This is a genomic window from Methanosarcina sp. UBA5 (assembly GCF_002505485.1).
Taxonomy (GTDB): Archaea; Halobacteriota; Methanosarcinia; order Methanosarcinales; family Methanosarcinaceae; genus Methanosarcina.
In genome coordinates, this window is record NZ_DAVG01000038.1 from 22,063 (window position 1) to 38,698 (window position 16,636).

The following is a 16,636-nucleotide window of genomic DNA, read 5'->3' on the forward strand; positions in this document are numbered from 1 at the left end:
TTTTTAAAAGCTAAAAAGATGACAATTAATACCAAAAAGAAGTGTTTTAAGCTTATATTTTTAGAAATATTCGATCTCGAATCCTTTTATCCTAATGCAAGTGTTTTACCTATTCTTTTCTCGGATTCTTATAACTACAGAGATCTATTGAATGTAAAAGAAGTTAAAAACTATATTATATGGATATTGGAAAATTCGTTAACTTGTGGTAGCGGGTAGCGAGATTAGCCTCTAGGTTTCAAAACTATTGATTATTCTAACTCCTATTTACAATGACAGCAAATAAATAGTGAACGTCTAATTTGTCTCCCCTCCCCATACAGCTTATTATGGATTCTCTTCTCATTACTCGCCGACGTAGATTCGGCATAATAATCTTGTTTTCTTCATCAGATCTAAATAGACTTACATGGCTGAAGTTTTGAGTTCGAATCTCAGCGGGCCCACTCTCTCTTTTTTCTTTTTTCTGATTCTAAGAGCGTATAGAGCTTTTTTCCACCTACTCAACTCTTGCTTCATAGTCAGATTTTTCTTCGAGTTGTTTAACTTTAAGTTAACAGTTAATCTCTTCTTCAAGAGCAATTAAATAAACAGGATTGCCATTCAATTCTGTTTTGAAAACATAAGCTGTTTCACTAGGTATGTTCTTACATAAGGGATTAGTTCAAGATTCATCTTTGAGTTTTTCAAAAAATTATATGATGACTTTTAGGTGGTTCATCAAAAAGGTAAGGATAGTTCTCTCTTAACGGTTTTTCTAGCTCTTCATCCAATTTTGCATTGTAAAGTGTTTTCGCCTTGGAAAGCTGGTCAACTGTTAAGTTCTTTGCTCCTTTAAAGTTAGTCTCTTCAAGGTTAGCTCCTTTAAGGTTAACTCCTTCAAGATCAGCATTAACTAGAGAAGCTCCTTTGAAACTATTTTCGGGGAAGAACATATCATAATATTCACCTCCTAAATCGGCGTCTTCAAGGTTAGCTCCTTTAAGATTAGCCTTTTCAAGGTTGGCTAGTCTAAGATCAGTCCCTTTTAAGTTAGCTTCTTGTAATCTAGCTTCTTGTAGGTTAACTTGTTTAAGGTCAGCACCTATAAGATTAGCTTTTCCAAGATAAGCCTTTTTGAGATTAGTAGCATGAATAGTATCAAATATTTTACCTAATTTAGCCCCCTCGAGGTTAGCATTATAAAAGTTAACACCTTCAAGATTAACATGGATTAATCTAGCTTTATGCAAGTTAGCTTTCCAAAAACTTGTATCATCAAGGTAAGCCATTTCAAGATTAGCTCCTTCTAGATTAGCTTCTCTAAAACTGGTGTCCTCGAGATGAGCATCTTTTAGGACAGCTCCTTTTAGGTTAGCTTTTCTAAAGTCAGATCCTTTAAGATAAGCACCTGAAAGTTTTGCTCCCTCTAGATTAGCCTCACCAAATAAAATACATTCAAGGTTACTATTTCGTAGAATAGCTTTTTTAAGATTAGTTCTAGTTAGATTCATATAAACCCAACGTTTTCTAAATTCGGTGCATCTTCCAATAACTGTGAGAATTGCTTGAATGTCAAAAGAGACCTGATCTTGTGTTTCAGATGTTTCAACACTTGAATTTTTTCTAACGTAGGCCGTTAGAATCTCCATAATTGGCCAGTAATCCTTCTCAGATTTATTTGCTATTCTTTCAAGGGAATATATTCCACCTAATCTTATCTCTGTTGCCGGATTTCCGGATTGATTAATAGCTCCTAATTGATCTACAGCCCGAGTAAAGCGTTCAGTAATCTGACCTTCCCTAGCAGTTGTAAGATTTCCCCAGGCAAAATAAATTCCAATCCCGACAGCAATGCCACCTAATATTTGAGCTAATGTAGCAATGAATTGAATTGAAGTTGTACGGTATTGATTAATTAAATTAGCTTTTTCTGTTGCATTAGTTATTCCGTACTGAGATACTTGATTTACAGGATATGTGAATACTAAATAACTAAGAAGTAAGGCAATAAGCACAAGAACGACAGCAAAAACAATAAGAATCCATATCAATAGTTTGTGTTTTCCTACCTTCTCATATGCTTCCTTTAGTGCCATAATCCATGTCCTTTACTTGAAAAATAAAATTGTCCTTAATCGACTGTGAACTCAAATAAACATTATCATTTATACCCAAAGGAAGAGCAGATCGAAAGATAAAATGAAAATATGCATAAGGATTCCGTAAATACTACAAAATTAGTTAGATGATTCTAATAATGGAAATCCTCGTCTCTTTTGGTTAGGCGTGGTTTACTTTTTACTTTGGTAATAAGAAATGAGGAAATAGTAAAAAATATAAAAGAGTAGTTCAATAGAAAGATTTATGGTAAGTATTAAACTTAGTAATTTTTTTATTTCTCTACTTTTGTTTATATGCGTTACTTCAACAAATTGTTTAGGTGCAATTATTGATGTAGGCCCAGGAACTTCCTTTAGCCCTGTGGGCTCAGACGACCAGAATGTTATTAACGCTGCCATACAATCAGCGAATTCAGGTGACACTGTACAACTTGCATCAACCACGTTTCATATAAGTTCACCCATAATCATGAAATCGGGGGTAACTCTTAACGGAAATGGGATTGGTGCGACAGTAATCTATTGTGACAATCCCAGCTCTAATTTTGCAACTCAAAATATTATAGACTGTAAAGGTATTTCTGATATTGAAATCTCAAATTTCTTAATTGACGGTGGTTGGGAATCTTTAAGTAAAATGCATCCAGCAAGCAACAAGTATAGGGACTATGAAAAAGGAGTTTGTTTATCTGGCTGTTCAAATGTAGTTATTCACGACTTAAAAATGCAATACAGTATGGGTGACTTTATTTTCTGTAAAAAAAATACCAGCAATGTTCAAGTTTATAATACAGTGTGTAAACCTGGTCATGACAGTTTTGATGCATGGTCAGCTGGTGATGGAATTTCAATATTTAATAATTGCTGGGGCACTTTTATAAATTCTTGCATTAAAATTCATAATACGAAAAACGTTCAAATTTGCAAGAATACTTTCTACACTGATACCGGTTCTGGTAATGCTGGTGTAGAAGTTATGGGAGGTAATGTAACAGGTCTTAATATTTATAATAATATATTTTCAACACTTCAATTAAATACAATTTATCAAGACCCGGCTGATGGTGCTTGTTCAGGCAGAGGTACTGTTTCAAAGAATATATTCTATAACAGTCCTGCATATAATGGAATTAGTGGTATGAATATTAAATCAACTGGTAATATAGTAACTGGTTCCTATTCATGCTCCAAGGGTACAAAAGATTGTGGGTATGTTGCAGACAAGGGTACAAGAAATTTACCTGTTTATAATGGTTCTGTAGCGCCTTCTGTTACTTTTCCAACTAATTGCAGTACAATTTCAACTGTTAACGGATATGTAAGTATAAGCTGGACATATTTAAATGCAACCAGTTATTCTATCAATGTATATAACAGTACATCAAAGTTCGATTCTTCTCACTTAATATATAGTCTTAACACTTCACAAACATCCGCAAATGTACCAATAAGCTACACTGGAAAGTTTGCTATAAAAATCGGTGCATATGATGACGTTCACAATTCATGGGTATACAACCGTCCTATAAATTTGTTCACAGTAAGTGGTAAAACATTGGCTACAATTAATTCTGGTGTATTTGGATATTTAACAGATGCAACTACAGGTCAACCTATTCAGGGTGCTGTAATAACATTATCAAATAATACGTGGAATGGTACTCAAATTACTGATGTAGATGGGCTTTACCAGTTCACTGTCAACAGTGGAAAAGGCAAGTACTGTTTAACTGCTTCAGCAACAAGTTATCTTAACAGTCCTAAACTACCAATAAATATGACAGATATAAACACAGAAATAAATTTGAAAATGAATGAAGTGCCTAATTATCGTGCACCATACTATGTACAGTTATATGTTTCTACTGATTCAAATGAGAAAGTTCCTGGGTGTGAAGTTCAGATTTATGCACCAAATAATGATCCAAGTAATGAAAAGCCGAATTTTTGTGCCTGGACAAATAAGGAAGGTAGAGCAAGTTTCCATTTGACTAAAGATGTCACATATAAAATTGTAACAATTACTACAGGTGGTCAAAAGTACACTAGCACATTGACACCTAATCTGGACCAATATACCATTACAATGCCTGCAGGTGACATCTCTGCAATACCTGCAATGCAGACTGTAATTAGCGCAAATTGTACATATAAACAGATAAACAATACAGCAGCTTATATTAATGCAAGCTATTGTGATTCTTCATCACAGTCTAGCAACCTAACTTTTGTATTGGGCACTATGAGTGGTGGAAAAAACTTTGTACCTTCTGGAATCTCAGGTACTAATGACAAAGTGAGTAAACCTATAGGAGTGGTAACTGATTCTTTTATAGTCACTAATTATCCTGGAAAAACATACACTGTGAGAATTAGTGCGCAGTCTCAAACTTATGGTACTGTATGTGAAAATGTTAACGTATCATTTCCAAGTAGTAATGTACCGCATGTAGGGTCTAATATGAGTTATTTCTGTGTTTTAATCTTAATTATTGTAGGACTCCTATTTTCAAAACCTCGTAAGGCACACTAATCCCCCGTGCCTTATTCTGGATTTTTCTTTTTACGGAACAGTGTTCTGGTGATTTGATTCCTCATTTAATGAAAAAAAGGTCTACAGCATTTGGCTCGTCAAACACCGTGCTTGCGTCGTTTATTCTCCAGCCTTCACACGGCGGAGATCCTAAATTCAAATTCCAGCGGGCCCACTGTTTTTTTGTCGTTATTTTCGTTATTTTCCGATTTCAAGAACTATAGAGTTTCTTTTCTAGCTGTTCAACTCTTGCTTCAAGGTCAGATTTTGCTTCTGGTTGTACAACTTTAAGTCAAAGTTAAGCTCTTCTTCAAGGGCGATTACATAAACAGACTTGCCATTGTATTCGTTTTGAATATTTGTGTAGTTATTTGTGCAGTCACTCCTGCAAAATTTATTGCTGATACTCATATCAAGCTCAACCGTTAGTGAAAATGTAAACTTGGAGAAGGAGAAAGTAAAAATAACTAAATCAAAAAGTAAATAAAGAAATAAAATATTAAAGTATAAAAAGTTTTTAGAGTTACCAGAAGGAAATTATCGGGAGATCCTCTACATGAAGCGAACATTCAAATCAGGAAACAATTATCTTGTTTTGTATGACTGCGGTACTGCCTTCCTACGCTATGGAGATTTGTCTCCAGTTGAATGTGATTATTATGAAAGTGGGAACCTCATAACAATTAGATTAGAAGGGGATACAATGGAGATGATGGTAGAAGAAGGAAGCATTAGTTTGATTATGGGTGATAAATGGAAGGAGATTTATCCTTTTGAGGTTGCATTATGACATACATTCTCCTATGACATACATTCTCCTTTTTCATAACCTTGCTGTAAATATTTATACTTGTTTTCTAAAAAAATTCATTTGGATTCGGTAAAGGATTAAAACGTCAAAAAGTCTTATTCTTTAGGCTACATATCTATGAATTCTGTTGGGAAATTTTTATGCGTAGTATTCGAAGGTGTGCATAAAATTCGTTAACCGATACCAGAAGAATGTTATATATGAGCCCATCCCAAAACCAATTCTATTCTCAAATTATTAAATTTTTAAAATTGCTTCTCATGCGTTATTTTTCGTGATCTGAGGCTGGATCGATTATTCGGAATACAGGATTCAGAGAAGTAATTTTGGGTTTTGGGATCAGCTCAACAAATAAAAACATTAAACTGCTTCCAAAAAATCAGTAATAATAGAAACCCATGATGGAAGTTCTGGTAATATCCAGTCATTCATCAGGTTCTCTAAACAGGGCAGTGTACTTCTCTTTTAATGGAATTAGGATCTCTTCATCTAATTTTGCATTATAAAGTGTTTTCACTTTAGAAACTTGCTCAATAGATAAGTTGCGAACTCCCGTAAGGTTAGCCCCTTCAAGATTAGTTTCCTCAAGGTCAGATCTATGAAGATTGGCTTTGTGAAGGTCTGCCCCATAGAGGTTAGCGCCTCTAAGGTTAGCTTCTTGAAGATTTGCCTCTTGAAGGTCAGCTCCATACAGGTCAGCCTCTTCAAGATTAGTTCCCTGTAGATTAGCTCCCTCAAGATTAGCCACCTGAAAGTTAGCCTTTTTAAGGTTAGCTCCTTTAAGATTAGCCAGATGAAGATTAGCCAGTTGAAGGTTAGCTCTTTCAAGGTTAGCCTGTTCAAGATTAGCTTTCATAAGCTTAGCTCCCTGTAGATTAGCTTCTTGAAGGTTAGCCTCTTGAAGATCTGCTCCTTTACCATCAAGAAGATGAGTATCTGAAAGGTTGGCCCCTCGAAGATCAGCCTTTTTAAGGTTAGCCCCTCGAAGGTCAGCCCCTTCAAGGTTAGCTTGTACAAGGTCAGCTTCTTGAAAGTCAGCTCCTTCAAGGTTAGCCCCTATAAGATTAGCTCCCCTAAGGTGTTTACTCCCCAATATATCCATGAAATTAATCTGCTCTAAATTAAAATAAACATTACTATTCCGGAGAAATATCTTCTACCTCTCAGATTATGATCCGTGGTGTTTTACTGAGTTAACTTTGGCTTTGATTCAGCTTTTAATGTTGTCGATTTTTATACTTGTTTTGAATTATGGGCATTTGTACCCCCAAGATGTGTGAGTTTTAATTTCCCTAAAAATTTAATATTTTTTGTCTCCACTATGGATGGAAATGAAAAATTAAAAACATGTAGCTCAAGTATTTTTCACAAAAAATCAAGCATTCTTGAAAAAAAACATATTTTCCACACAAAAAAACACCTACGCTCAATATTTTTGACTGCCTCCATCCTACACAACAATCAAAATAAGGAATCTTTAGGTTTCCGTAGGATATATTGGTCTGGTTTTGGCATCAGAAGAGAATTAGGAAGGAATTTTTTAAATTTAGCTATATATAAGATTTTCTTATTAAAACGAGCCATGTTTTATATTTTTGAGTATTTAGTATAAAATGAGTAATCTTTTATTTTTAGTACTAGAGAGTTGCAGAAGATAATGAATTTGTAGGCATGTAACTCTTTCATTACTTGATTATGTTGGTTTAATTATTGGAGAAGTCATTCATGAAGTATTAACAAAGAATAGAAACAAAGAATAGAAGTTGTGAGTTTGTTGAGCTTTTAAGTAAAGTTGTGTCGACTCATTCAGGTAAAAGAGTAGTCATGGTCACCGAGAATTATACAACTCATATTAGAGGAAACAAGAAGTTATCTTGATTCGATGAAGGGAAAGTTCAAATTTGTATTTACTCTAAAAGATACATAATTGTTGAGCGCAATTGAAAACCTATGCGTAGACAGTTTCTTCAGCAAACTTACCAGAAATTTACTCAAGACAAAAAGAGTGGAATCCACAGGCGAATTGAGGAATAGGCAGAGAAGCACGACAGAACCTCAACAATCTGAATCGCCACGAATACAGCAAAGTCAGGGAAACAGGACTGTATGGTCGCTGAAATCTCTGAAATGGCTGCTTGGGAAGATAGGCCCCGGATTCGTGACCGGGGCTGCCGACGATGACCCCTCCGGTATCGCGACGTACTCACAGACGGGCGCAATCTTCGGGTACGGTCAGCTCTGGCTCGTCTGGTTCACCTGTCCATTCATGATCGTCATCCAGCAGATGTGTGGCCGGATCGGAATGGTAACTGGTAAAGGGCTGGCTGGTGTTATCCTTGAGCACTACTCGAGGAAGATACTGTACATAACGGTCTCGCTGCTTGTGATCGCAAACACTATCAACATCGGCGCGGATCTGGTGGCAATGGCCTCCTCGGCGAAGATGCTCATGGGGCTGCCATTTATGTTCTGGCTAATCCTCATTACAGTGTCCATCGTCATCCTTGAGGTTTTCGTCCCTTACAGAACCTACTCGAGGATCCTTAAGTACCTGGCATTAACTCTCTTCTCATACTTCTTGGCAGCTCTTGTCGTCAGGCTGGATTGGGGGACGGTTCTTCACGCCACATTGGTCCCGCACATTGAATTCTCAGCGGACTATCTGCTCAACATCGTTGCGATTCTGGGCACGACAATCTCCCCGTACTTGTTCTTTTGGCAGGCATCACAGGAGGTCGAGGAGAAAGTCATGAATGGTCAGATTCCCGATATGGGCGTTGGGAAACCCTGTGTGACGCGAAGAGGTATGGCCGAAATGGGCTGGGATACGGTTGCAGGAATGTTCTTCTCTCAAATTATCATGTTTTTCATCATTGTCACCACAGCCGCCACCCTGCATGCCGGCAGAATCACCACAATTCAGACTGCATCACAGGCAGCCGAGGCCCTGAGACCACTGGCCGGCGACCTCGCCTATCTACTCTTCGCGGTCGGGATCATAGGGACAGGGCTTCTTGCTGTCCCAGTATTGGCCGGCGCATCGGCGTATGCTGTGGCCGAGATGGCTGGGATGAAAGAGGGACTTGGCAAAAAGCCCGGAAGAGCCCCTGGGTTCTACGCGGTGATTACAGCATCTACGTTGATCGGCATGTCCCTTAACTGGTTTGGAATAAACCCGATAACGGCCCTCTATTACACGGCTGCACTGAACGGCTTGACTGCGCCCCCGCTGATGGCGCTGGTTATCATGATCGCGAACAGGAAGGACATTATGGGACAGTTCGTCAACTCGAGAGGAAGCAATATCCTTGGATGGGTTATCGTGTTGATCATGACCCTGGCTGGATTGTTGTTGATTGTCAACTTGGTGACGGGACCATGACACTTCCTTGAATTCTTGCGTATAATAAAGAGCAAAAGCTGTCAAAATAACGATACCTAGATCCACAATTGCAGTGCACAAGTCGCTGTCAATTTCAACTAAGTACCTTCCTCCATATTGTTCGGCAAGACTGCGATAATCTCCGTAATATTCGAAATCTCCTTCTCCCCAGGTCTGATCTCTTCAAAAAAGACTTCACTTCAAAGAAAGCTATAACATTATACTCGGATTTCAGGAATGATCCTAATCTCCAGTGAGTTGTATATCTCTTTATTACAGGTGCTACATCTTTTCTAAGTGCTTTATTAACTTGTACCTGTATATCCACGGCTACATACAGTTAGTGTATACCTGAACAAGGAAATTTAATAAATCCCCACTCCTCCTTATGCTTGCATTTTTATTTATTTTTCAATTAAGGGCTTATTTGCTTTTAGAGTATAGACCTGGTCTTGTATTTGTTGTTACTTTTATGTAATTTGTTTTTGTTGTCGTATTGCTGCCTGCTGCATTTGTTGCTGTCAGCTTTACCGTATAATTTCCTTCTTGTGAATACTTATGAGTCGGATTCTGTTGTGTCGAATTAGTTCTATCCCCAAAAGTCCATTTCCATTTAGTCGGTGAGCCTGTACTTTTGTCAGTAAAAGTAACTGTTAATGAGGCTTTTCCAGAGATAGGTTTCGCAGAAAAGTTTGCAACAGGAAATACTGTTCTGGTGCTGGGCCAACTGCAACTCCAGCAGGACTACTTCCTGCAGGCACCGTGGCTGTAATAATGTTTGTGTATGTGTCAATTACAGAGCTTATCCCAAAACCAATTTCATCCTCAAATAGATAAAAGTTTCAGAACGATTTTCCGTGATCTGAAACCCATTGATCATTCCTGATTCGATATTTGGGGAAGAAGTTTTGATTTATGAGATAGGCTCAATAACAGTTAGCCTGGGATTCTTCTATTTTCCGAACTAACTTGAATAGATCCTTTTTAGTGAGATTCGATTAGTGAGCCCGTATTTCTCTTTCTACTTGACTTTTTTATTGGTTTTTAAGTAACTTGGGACTACAGCATGAGTTAGAACAATGAAATAATTATTTATATGTTTCAGTAGATCTGTATATTATATATCAAGAAGAAGTGTGGTTAACTGAACTCATGGAACTATTGCCTATTGTCAAAAAAGTAAATTATTAAAATTTTAAAAAAACTCATATGCAAATAGGAAACAATTGAAGAAGGGACTATTATAAAAATTAAAAATAGCTTTCCGGATTTCAATGAAGATATTCACGAAAAATTACTAAAAGACGGTTGGAGAGAGTTAAAGGAGCCTAAAAGTCTAATAGGTCACGTAGTTTTATCGATACCGTTTATGATTATTAATCTTTTAATATCACAGTTGATAATGGGAATACTTATACCAACAAACAGAATTAATGACTACCAAATCTCTGGCAGTGCACAAAATGCAGAGGAGTTTTTGAAATATATTTTGGTACCTCTTTTAATTGCTCTTGTTATTGCAGTCCTTCTTGGAGTTGTTCATCAGCTAATTCATCTATTACTTATCCCAAACTTCATTAAATCAGATAATACATATTTAGGCTTTACATACTTTGGAGGGTATGTGTATACAACAGACGCGCTCCTAAAATCTCGAGCATGTTTAATTTATATAGCTCCGTTTGTAGTTTTGTCAATAATATTAAATTTGGTTTTAGGATTGCTGGGGCTTTATAATATACCACTGATGATTTTCATTATTTTTAATTCAATTGAAAGCGGCACAGATATACTCCCACTGACTCTTATTTTATTACAGGTGCCCAAAAGTGCAAAAATTGTGAATAATGGAACTCATACATATTTTAGAGCTGATCCCAAAGAAGTACAGATTTATTAACTATCTTTTAAAATTGTCTTTTTATTAAATGAAAATAGTAGTTTTATATTCCTATGTTGTTAAACCATATAGTGAATTGCGTACCTTTATCGCTTTTAATTTCTAAACAGCCATCTATTTGTTCAACAAGGATGTTTACTAACTGGAGCCCAAGGGAACTTGAATTCTCAGTGTCTATTTCTTCTGGAATTCCTTCTCCGTTATCCGATACTTCCAGTATGTAATTGAAGCTATCTTTTTTCATGCAACCTTCATCTGGACTGGAAATCCCACTCATGGGGGCAGAAATTTTACTTCTACGAAGATTTATTTGGATTTCTCCTTTCCTTCCTTCAGGAAAAGCATGCTTAAAAGAGTTTGTAACTAGCTCATTTACAATAATTCCAAGAGGGATTGCAGTATCCATACCAAGATAAATCTGATCAAGGTTTAACTTCAACCTGATACTTTTATTTCCAAGATCATATGAATTGAAAAGGTCTTCAGTCAGTTTATTTAGATAAGCTGCAAAGTCAAGGGTATCAATATTATCACCTTTATATAGCTCTTCGTGAATAAGAGCCATTGAAGCTACACGATCCTGACTTTCTCTAAACGCCTCAACAACTTCCGGACTTTTACAAATTTCACGGTCAAAGAATGCTTCTGATTGAAGGTCAAGTAAAGATGAGATTACCTGAAGATTATTCTTAATCCTATGGTGAATTTCCTTTATGCGGATTTGTTCTACCTTTGCCAGAGCTTCTTCTGCCTTTTTATGCTCTGTTATATCCTGAGTTGTCCCTCTAACCCGAACAGGATTATTTTTCTCATCAAAAACAACTTCAGATTTCGCATGGACTATGCGTTCGTTTCCATTTGTCAGAATTATCCTGAAATTAATGTCAGCTGGTTCTCCGTTTAATGCCTCTAAAGAAGCATTCTCTATCTGGTCTCGATCATCTGGATGCACGTAACCTATGAAGATATCGTAATTTACTTTTGACTCTTGAGGCTTAAGCCCAAAAATACGATACATTTCATCAGACCAATGAAATTCATTACTTCCAAAGTCCAGTTCCCAGTTTCCAAGATGAGCTATTTCTTGAGCTTCTGCAAGTCTTTTTTCGCTCTGTTTCAATGAATCATAAGCCTTCTGAAGTTCTAATGTACGTTCTTTAACCAGTTTATCTAAATTATCGAGTGTGTCTTTCAGTTTAGCTTCCACTTTTTTGCGCTCTGTAATGTCGCTGGCGGTACCAAACCATTCAACGATTTCGCCGTTTGCATCCAGCATCGGAACCGCACGTGAGAGAATCCATCCCAGGCTGCAGTCTGCTAGCCGGACCCGATGTTCCAGTTCGTAAATGCTCTTCTTCCGGATAGCTTCATTTATGATGGCTGTCACTCGCCACTGATCTTCCGGAGGAACATATTCCTGAAGCCAAGTACGGTTTGGACTTTCCGTATTGGAAAGAAAACCCCTGCCATAGAGATAGCGCATCTCGCTCCAATCCGGGCTCACGCAATATACCACTTCCGAACTGGCTGTCACCAGAGCACGAAAGCGCTCCTCACTCACACTCAGCGCTTCCTCAACCTGCTTGCATTCCTTATTATTTTTCTGACTGGAACATTCTATCTGCTCCCATTTACCTTCTTTTTTAGCCAAAGCAAATTGGTGATTTGCAATAATGTCTAAAATCTCAATTGCATTGTACTTGTCAATTGAATAGGTGCAAAGAACCATCATTGAGTATTTGTCTATAACAGAATCTAATAATTTTTCATAACCCGAGAAATAGTTACCACTATACCTCAAACCATCGTATCCACTAGAAAGAGCCTTACTGGTTTTCTCAATCAGGTGATATAATACCTTTTGTGGATATAAAAAATCCTCTTCTACGTGCCAGTAAGAATAGGGAACAATTTCAACTTGCCCATTCTCTAGATAAGCGTCAATCTCGGGAATAGCTACTTTCAAGGCTTCTTTTGCTTCTTCTTTATCTATAGGTTCTGATACGGCCCATACACAATACTCGTTGCCCTCAAGTCCTGCTTTGAAATAGGGGACGAGTACGTCCATCAAATCTTCTTTTGTCCTATAGAACTGGCAGAAATGTATTCCCCATGGTACGTTCCCAATAATATCAATACCAGAAATTCTGCTATCGCTTCTCATATTATTCTTTGATAATCAGGTGTAAAGTCAAAAGTTTCTCTTCTCAATATTATTGCTTTATATAGTATTTTTACCTGACTCGAAATTATTTTTGTAGGGACCATTTCTAGAATTCAGTAGTGATATAAAAATTTATTTATATAAAAATAACCATATAAATGATCATTTGTCCTATTTACTATAAAAATCATAATGTTCGTCAGGCATACTTCGTGATCGAGACAACCTGACTGAAGGCAGGCATACTTTTAAAGTGCATTTATGAGCCATCCCGCGAAAAAAAGTTATGAAAAAATCTGCAGATTGTAACAGGTATATTTCCAGTGATTCGAGAACATGTCCCTTATTAGGTTTCAAAACGACGACACCTTTCGACATGATGACTGGAGCCATATCGAACATAGGCAGCTCTGCCAGCGCCTTGATGATATGCCACTGGCCAGGGTTCTTCTCCCAGCTCAATGGAGTCCATTTGATAGTACCGCCTACCTGCCCAGGCGCTGTGGATCTCGGCTCCCTGGGGATATAGGATGGGCTGGCACACTGACCTGAACTAAATTATATCCTCCTCCTGCCATCCAGTCTATCTCTCTAAACTGACTATAGGAGATGTTCAGTTCAGTGCGTAACAGCTCAAAACCTTCGGGCACGTAACTTTCCAGCTGGTTTTTATCCGTGGTATACGCAAAGGTTACAGATACTGCATCTCTATAATAGAGTGCTGTTTCAGGACCAGGGCAGTCAAAACCGCCAAAGTGAGCCGGCATTCTATAACATTTATTTTCTTCAAATCGGAACATGGTCAACCCCCCCAGGTATTAGGATTATAATTTTGAGACTATAAAATATATTATGCATATTATGCATAATATGCGTAATATATGCAATCTAATCTTTTAGGTATATGATATGTTATAGTGTTTAATTTAAGTTGAGATTTTATATAGTATTAGGAATAACCGAATCTCGAGGATATACAGCAATAAAGGGTCAAAAAGAATCTCGCTACGGGCCACAGAAAGCCTGTGGTCTGCCATTTTATCTGAGAATTTTGAGGAATGTTTGTCGTTTTACCGATAGGTTTTGAGACAAGTTTTGATGCCGCTTAATCCGCTTTGCATGAATGGGGGTAAACGATTGCCATAAATCAAGAATCTTCAAGAGGTTCACTGCTCATTTTGGCAGTGGAACGGAGGTATGGTAAGCCTGAGCTCGATTGATTCGTATATTCAAAAACAGGCTCTGGCCGCTGCCCTGATTAATATGGTGGTAAATCCTATTCTGGCATTTGTAATCAACAGGAATGTGGACAGCGTTGCTTTATCCGGGATTATTATTGATACTATAATTACCTCAATCGTTATGACATGGCTTGTGACATTTTTCTCAGCAGCTGATATTAATCGCAAGCTTCGCGCCGGCCATTTCAATAATGAAAATTTGCCCCATCCGGGGTCGATAATGTCGCGGTTGCCTAGGCAAGGAGTATTACTGGGCGCTGTACTGTTCATCTTTACGGTATTGATCATGATGATTTTAACAGTCTCGATTTCATCTTTATTCGGCATTACAGAACTCTCTATCGAGAGATTGGCACTGTTCAAGGCGATTTATACCAGTTCGGTCGCCTATTTTACAGCTCGCCTGGCGATACTTCGCCAGTTATAATTCTACTGGGCAATGCATATAAGAGAAATTTGTATTTCAAGAAAGTCCATATTCTACGCATGTCCTATATGCACCTGGCAAGATCGACAAAAGTCTTATCGATAATATAATAGTATATTTTAAGTGGAAAGTAAATCCTTATTGGTTCTTTTATCCGGATGTATAAGAAAGTTAGTCAAAAATACAAGCGGTGAAAAGGAGAAGGGGGAATGAAAATGGGGGTTGACGAGTATTTCAAGGATAAATGTTGCCTGGTAACTGGTGCGAATTCTGGGATCGGTTATGCTATAAGTGAAGCATTGTTGGAAAAAGGAGCAATAGTCTTCATGGCTGGTCGAAATGCAGAAAGCCTGAAATCAGCGGCTAAGAATCTTGATGTATATGCCGAACAGATTCGAATTCTGCTTGTCGATGTGACAAAACAGCCGGAGGTAGATAAAGCTATTCAGGACACGGTCACCGAGGAAGGCAGAATTGACTTTCTATTCAATAACGCGGGGATTGGAGGTACGATGCCGACTGTTGATGCTACGCTTGAACACTGGAGGTCTATTATTGATGTCAATCTCTGGAGCGTAATATACGGCATTAATGCCGCGTTGCCAGTTATGCGTCTTCAGGGTGGAGGACACATTGTTAACACGGCTTCCCTTGCAGGACTGATACCTTTCCCATTCCAAGCTCTTTATTGTGCTACCAAGTATGCAGTTGTTGGGATGAGTGAAAGCATGCGTTACGAATTTGCGGAAGAAGGCATTCATTTCTCAGTTACGTGTCCTGCAGCTGTCGTTTCACGGATCTGGAAAAAGCCTATATTGGGTCCAGTTCATGAAGAGATTAAAGCCCCTGAGGATGCAATTCCAGCTGAAGAAGCCGCACAGATAATCCTTCGGGGCGTTGCGGATAAAAAAGGGATAATTGTAGTGCCAGAACAGCCGGGTGGGCGGCTTTGGCATGAATACTGTAATTCCTCTGAAGCCGCAGAAGATTTCCTGCTGAAAATGGCTCACGATCGATGGATAGAGTGGTCAAAAAGGCAGAAAATATGAAGGAATTGAATCAGTAAGGAGGACTTTATCACACTCAATGAGAACGATCTGTCTGGGCATTGACAAGACTATTAAAATAATAAATTTTTAAGGATCACTTAGTTCGATAAATTGAAAATATAGTTCTAGCTTAGAGCCCTTCACTGATGATCTTATTTCTTTTGTTCAATATATCGATCTTTAGCTTCCTGAAGTACAGTGATTGCTGTTTCGAGGCTTTTCCAACCGATAACTCTCACTTTTTTTTCCTCTAAATTCTTGTAAGTTTGGAAAAAGTGAGTAATTTCCTTAAACAAATGAGGCGGAACCTGTTCAACGGTCTCAATATAATTCCACATAGGGTCATTCTTTGGAACACAGAGTATTTTTTGGTCTCTTCCTTTATCATCTTCCATGTCAAACAATGCCACAATATGTACGTCTATTACACAACCCGGAAAAGTAGGTTCCCACGTTAAAACCATGGCATCTAGAGGATCACCATCAAGGGCCAGGGTATCTGGGAAAAAACCATAATCCGAGGGATATACCATTGAAGAAAAAAGCATTCTATCGTATTTAATCACTTTCTTTTCCTTATCATATTCGTACTTGTTTCGGCTTCCCTTCGGGATCTCGATAAGTACACTTTCGACCTGTCGTTCAGTCATACCATTACTTCCTTTTTACTTCTGCTTGTTAATTTACTGCTTTTTAATGATTGTAATTATTTATGGGCTCATAGATTATGTTCCCTGATAGGGTCATACTATTAAAACATGACCTCATGAATTTAATTTTCTGAGTATGAAAGTAGAGACTGAGAAATAGGTTTGAAGTATTCTTCTGTTAGATTTTGAAAGAATAAGGCAGGATAATATGAAAACTCATATCTACAAGAAACTATGCTTATCGGATTTTTGAGCATCGCATAAATGTATCAAAATCGTCACTGAAATCACGCCGCATGCTTTTTCCACACAATGCGGAAAAAATCCATGTGGAAGTTTGGTAATATCAAGTCTGAATTAAAAGGTTCTAAATTAAA

General features: G+C 37.7%; 15 protein-coding genes. 8 read left to right on the plus strand and 7 right to left on the minus strand.

The annotated features are described in order from the left end of the window. Window positions 1-686 precede the first annotated feature (686 nt). Window positions 687-2,078: a pentapeptide repeat-containing protein gene (locus tag BP621_RS03820; RefSeq protein WP_292388044.1), complete on the minus strand. Its 1,392-nt coding sequence runs from the start codon at window positions 2,076-2,078 to the stop codon at window positions 687-689. A gap of 268 nt (window positions 2,079-2,346) precedes the next feature. Between BP621_RS03820 and BP621_RS03825 the strand changes: the two genes are divergently transcribed. After that, window positions 2,347-4,635: a carboxypeptidase regulatory-like domain-containing protein gene (locus BP621_RS03825; protein ID WP_292388045.1), complete on the plus strand. Its 2,289-nt coding sequence runs from the start codon at window positions 2,347-2,349 to the stop codon at window positions 4,633-4,635. A 556-nt stretch (window positions 4,636-5,191) separates the two neighbouring features. Further along, window positions 5,192-5,425: a hypothetical protein gene (locus tag BP621_RS03830; RefSeq protein ID WP_292388046.1), complete on the plus strand. Its 234-nt coding sequence runs from the start codon at window positions 5,192-5,194 to the stop codon at window positions 5,423-5,425. A 445-nt stretch (window positions 5,426-5,870) separates the two neighbouring features. On the opposite strand, the gene BP621_RS03835 is transcribed toward BP621_RS03830, so the two are convergent. Next, entirely contained in the window at window positions 5,871-6,548 is a 678-nt protein-coding gene (locus BP621_RS03835) for a pentapeptide repeat-containing protein (protein WP_292388047.1), read from the minus strand. Window positions 6,549-6,767: 219 nt separating this feature from the next. On the opposite strand from BP621_RS03835, the gene BP621_RS03840 reads away from it, so the two are divergent. Together BP621_RS03840 and BP621_RS03845 are read left to right on the plus strand one after the other, a co-directional pair. Then, on the plus strand, window positions 6,768-7,058 hold the full coding sequence (locus tag BP621_RS03840; protein ID WP_292388048.1) for a hypothetical protein: 291 nt from the start codon (window positions 6,768-6,770) through the stop codon (window positions 7,056-7,058). Window positions 7,059-7,376: 318 nt separating this feature from the next. Next, window positions 7,377-8,828, plus strand: a complete 1,452-nt coding sequence (locus BP621_RS03845) for an NRAMP family divalent metal transporter (protein ID WP_292388049.1) — start codon at window positions 7,377-7,379, stop codon at window positions 8,826-8,828. 423 nt (window positions 8,829-9,251) lie between these two features. Here BP621_RS03845 and BP621_RS03850 read toward each other — a convergent pair whose 3' ends face one another. Then, window positions 9,252-9,503 carry a PKD domain-containing protein gene (locus BP621_RS03850; RefSeq protein WP_394339281.1) on the minus strand — a complete coding sequence of 84 codons (252 nt, stop codon included), beginning with the start codon at window positions 9,501-9,503 and terminating at the stop codon, window positions 9,252-9,254. Here BP621_RS03850 and BP621_RS03855 point away from each other — a divergent pair. Both BP621_RS03855 and BP621_RS03860 read left to right on the plus strand, forming a co-directional pair. Further along, window positions 9,463-9,600 (plus strand): hypothetical protein, encoded by a 138-nt coding sequence (locus BP621_RS03855; RefSeq protein ID WP_292388050.1) that lies wholly within the window; start codon window positions 9,463-9,465, stop codon window positions 9,598-9,600. The two genes, BP621_RS03850 and BP621_RS03855, sit on opposite strands and share 41 nt — an antisense overlap. Window positions 9,601-10,197: 597 nt before the next feature. Beyond that, a complete protein-coding gene (locus BP621_RS03860) occupies window positions 10,198-10,728 on the plus strand; it encodes a DUF3267 domain-containing protein (protein ID WP_292388051.1) in 531 nt (176 codons plus the stop codon). A gap of 43 nt (window positions 10,729-10,771) precedes the next feature. Here BP621_RS03860 and BP621_RS03865 read toward each other — a convergent pair whose 3' ends face one another. The 3 genes from BP621_RS03865 to BP621_RS03875 form a co-directional block, all read right to left on the minus strand. Next, window positions 10,772-12,892, minus strand: coding sequence for an MEDS domain-containing protein (locus BP621_RS03865; RefSeq protein ID WP_292388052.1), 2,121 nt, complete (start codon window positions 12,890-12,892; stop codon window positions 10,772-10,774). Between the two features lie 346 nt (window positions 12,893-13,238). Next, window positions 13,239-13,364 (minus strand): hypothetical protein, encoded by a 126-nt coding sequence (locus BP621_RS03870; protein WP_292388054.1) that lies wholly within the window; start codon window positions 13,362-13,364, stop codon window positions 13,239-13,241. Between the two features lie 13 nt (window positions 13,365-13,377). After that, on the minus strand, window positions 13,378-13,692 hold the full coding sequence (locus BP621_RS03875; protein WP_292388055.1) for a hypothetical protein: 315 nt from the start codon (window positions 13,690-13,692) through the stop codon (window positions 13,378-13,380). 397 nt (window positions 13,693-14,089) lie between these two features. Between BP621_RS03875 and BP621_RS03880 the strand changes: the two genes are divergently transcribed. Together BP621_RS03880 and BP621_RS03885 are read left to right on the plus strand one after the other, a co-directional pair. Continuing rightward, complete coding sequence (locus tag BP621_RS03880; RefSeq protein WP_292388056.1) at window positions 14,090-14,560, plus strand: hypothetical protein; 471 nt, start codon at window positions 14,090-14,092, stop codon at window positions 14,558-14,560. Between the two features lie 215 nt (window positions 14,561-14,775). Continuing rightward, entirely contained in the window at window positions 14,776-15,609 is an 834-nt protein-coding gene (locus tag BP621_RS03885) for an SDR family NAD(P)-dependent oxidoreductase (RefSeq protein ID WP_292388057.1), read from the plus strand. 152 nt (window positions 15,610-15,761) lie between these two features. On the opposite strand, the gene BP621_RS03890 is transcribed toward BP621_RS03885, so the two are convergent. Further along, complete coding sequence (locus BP621_RS03890; RefSeq protein ID WP_292388058.1) at window positions 15,762-16,259, minus strand: inorganic diphosphatase; 498 nt, start codon at window positions 16,257-16,259, stop codon at window positions 15,762-15,764. Window positions 16,260-16,636: the final 377 nt, after the last annotated feature.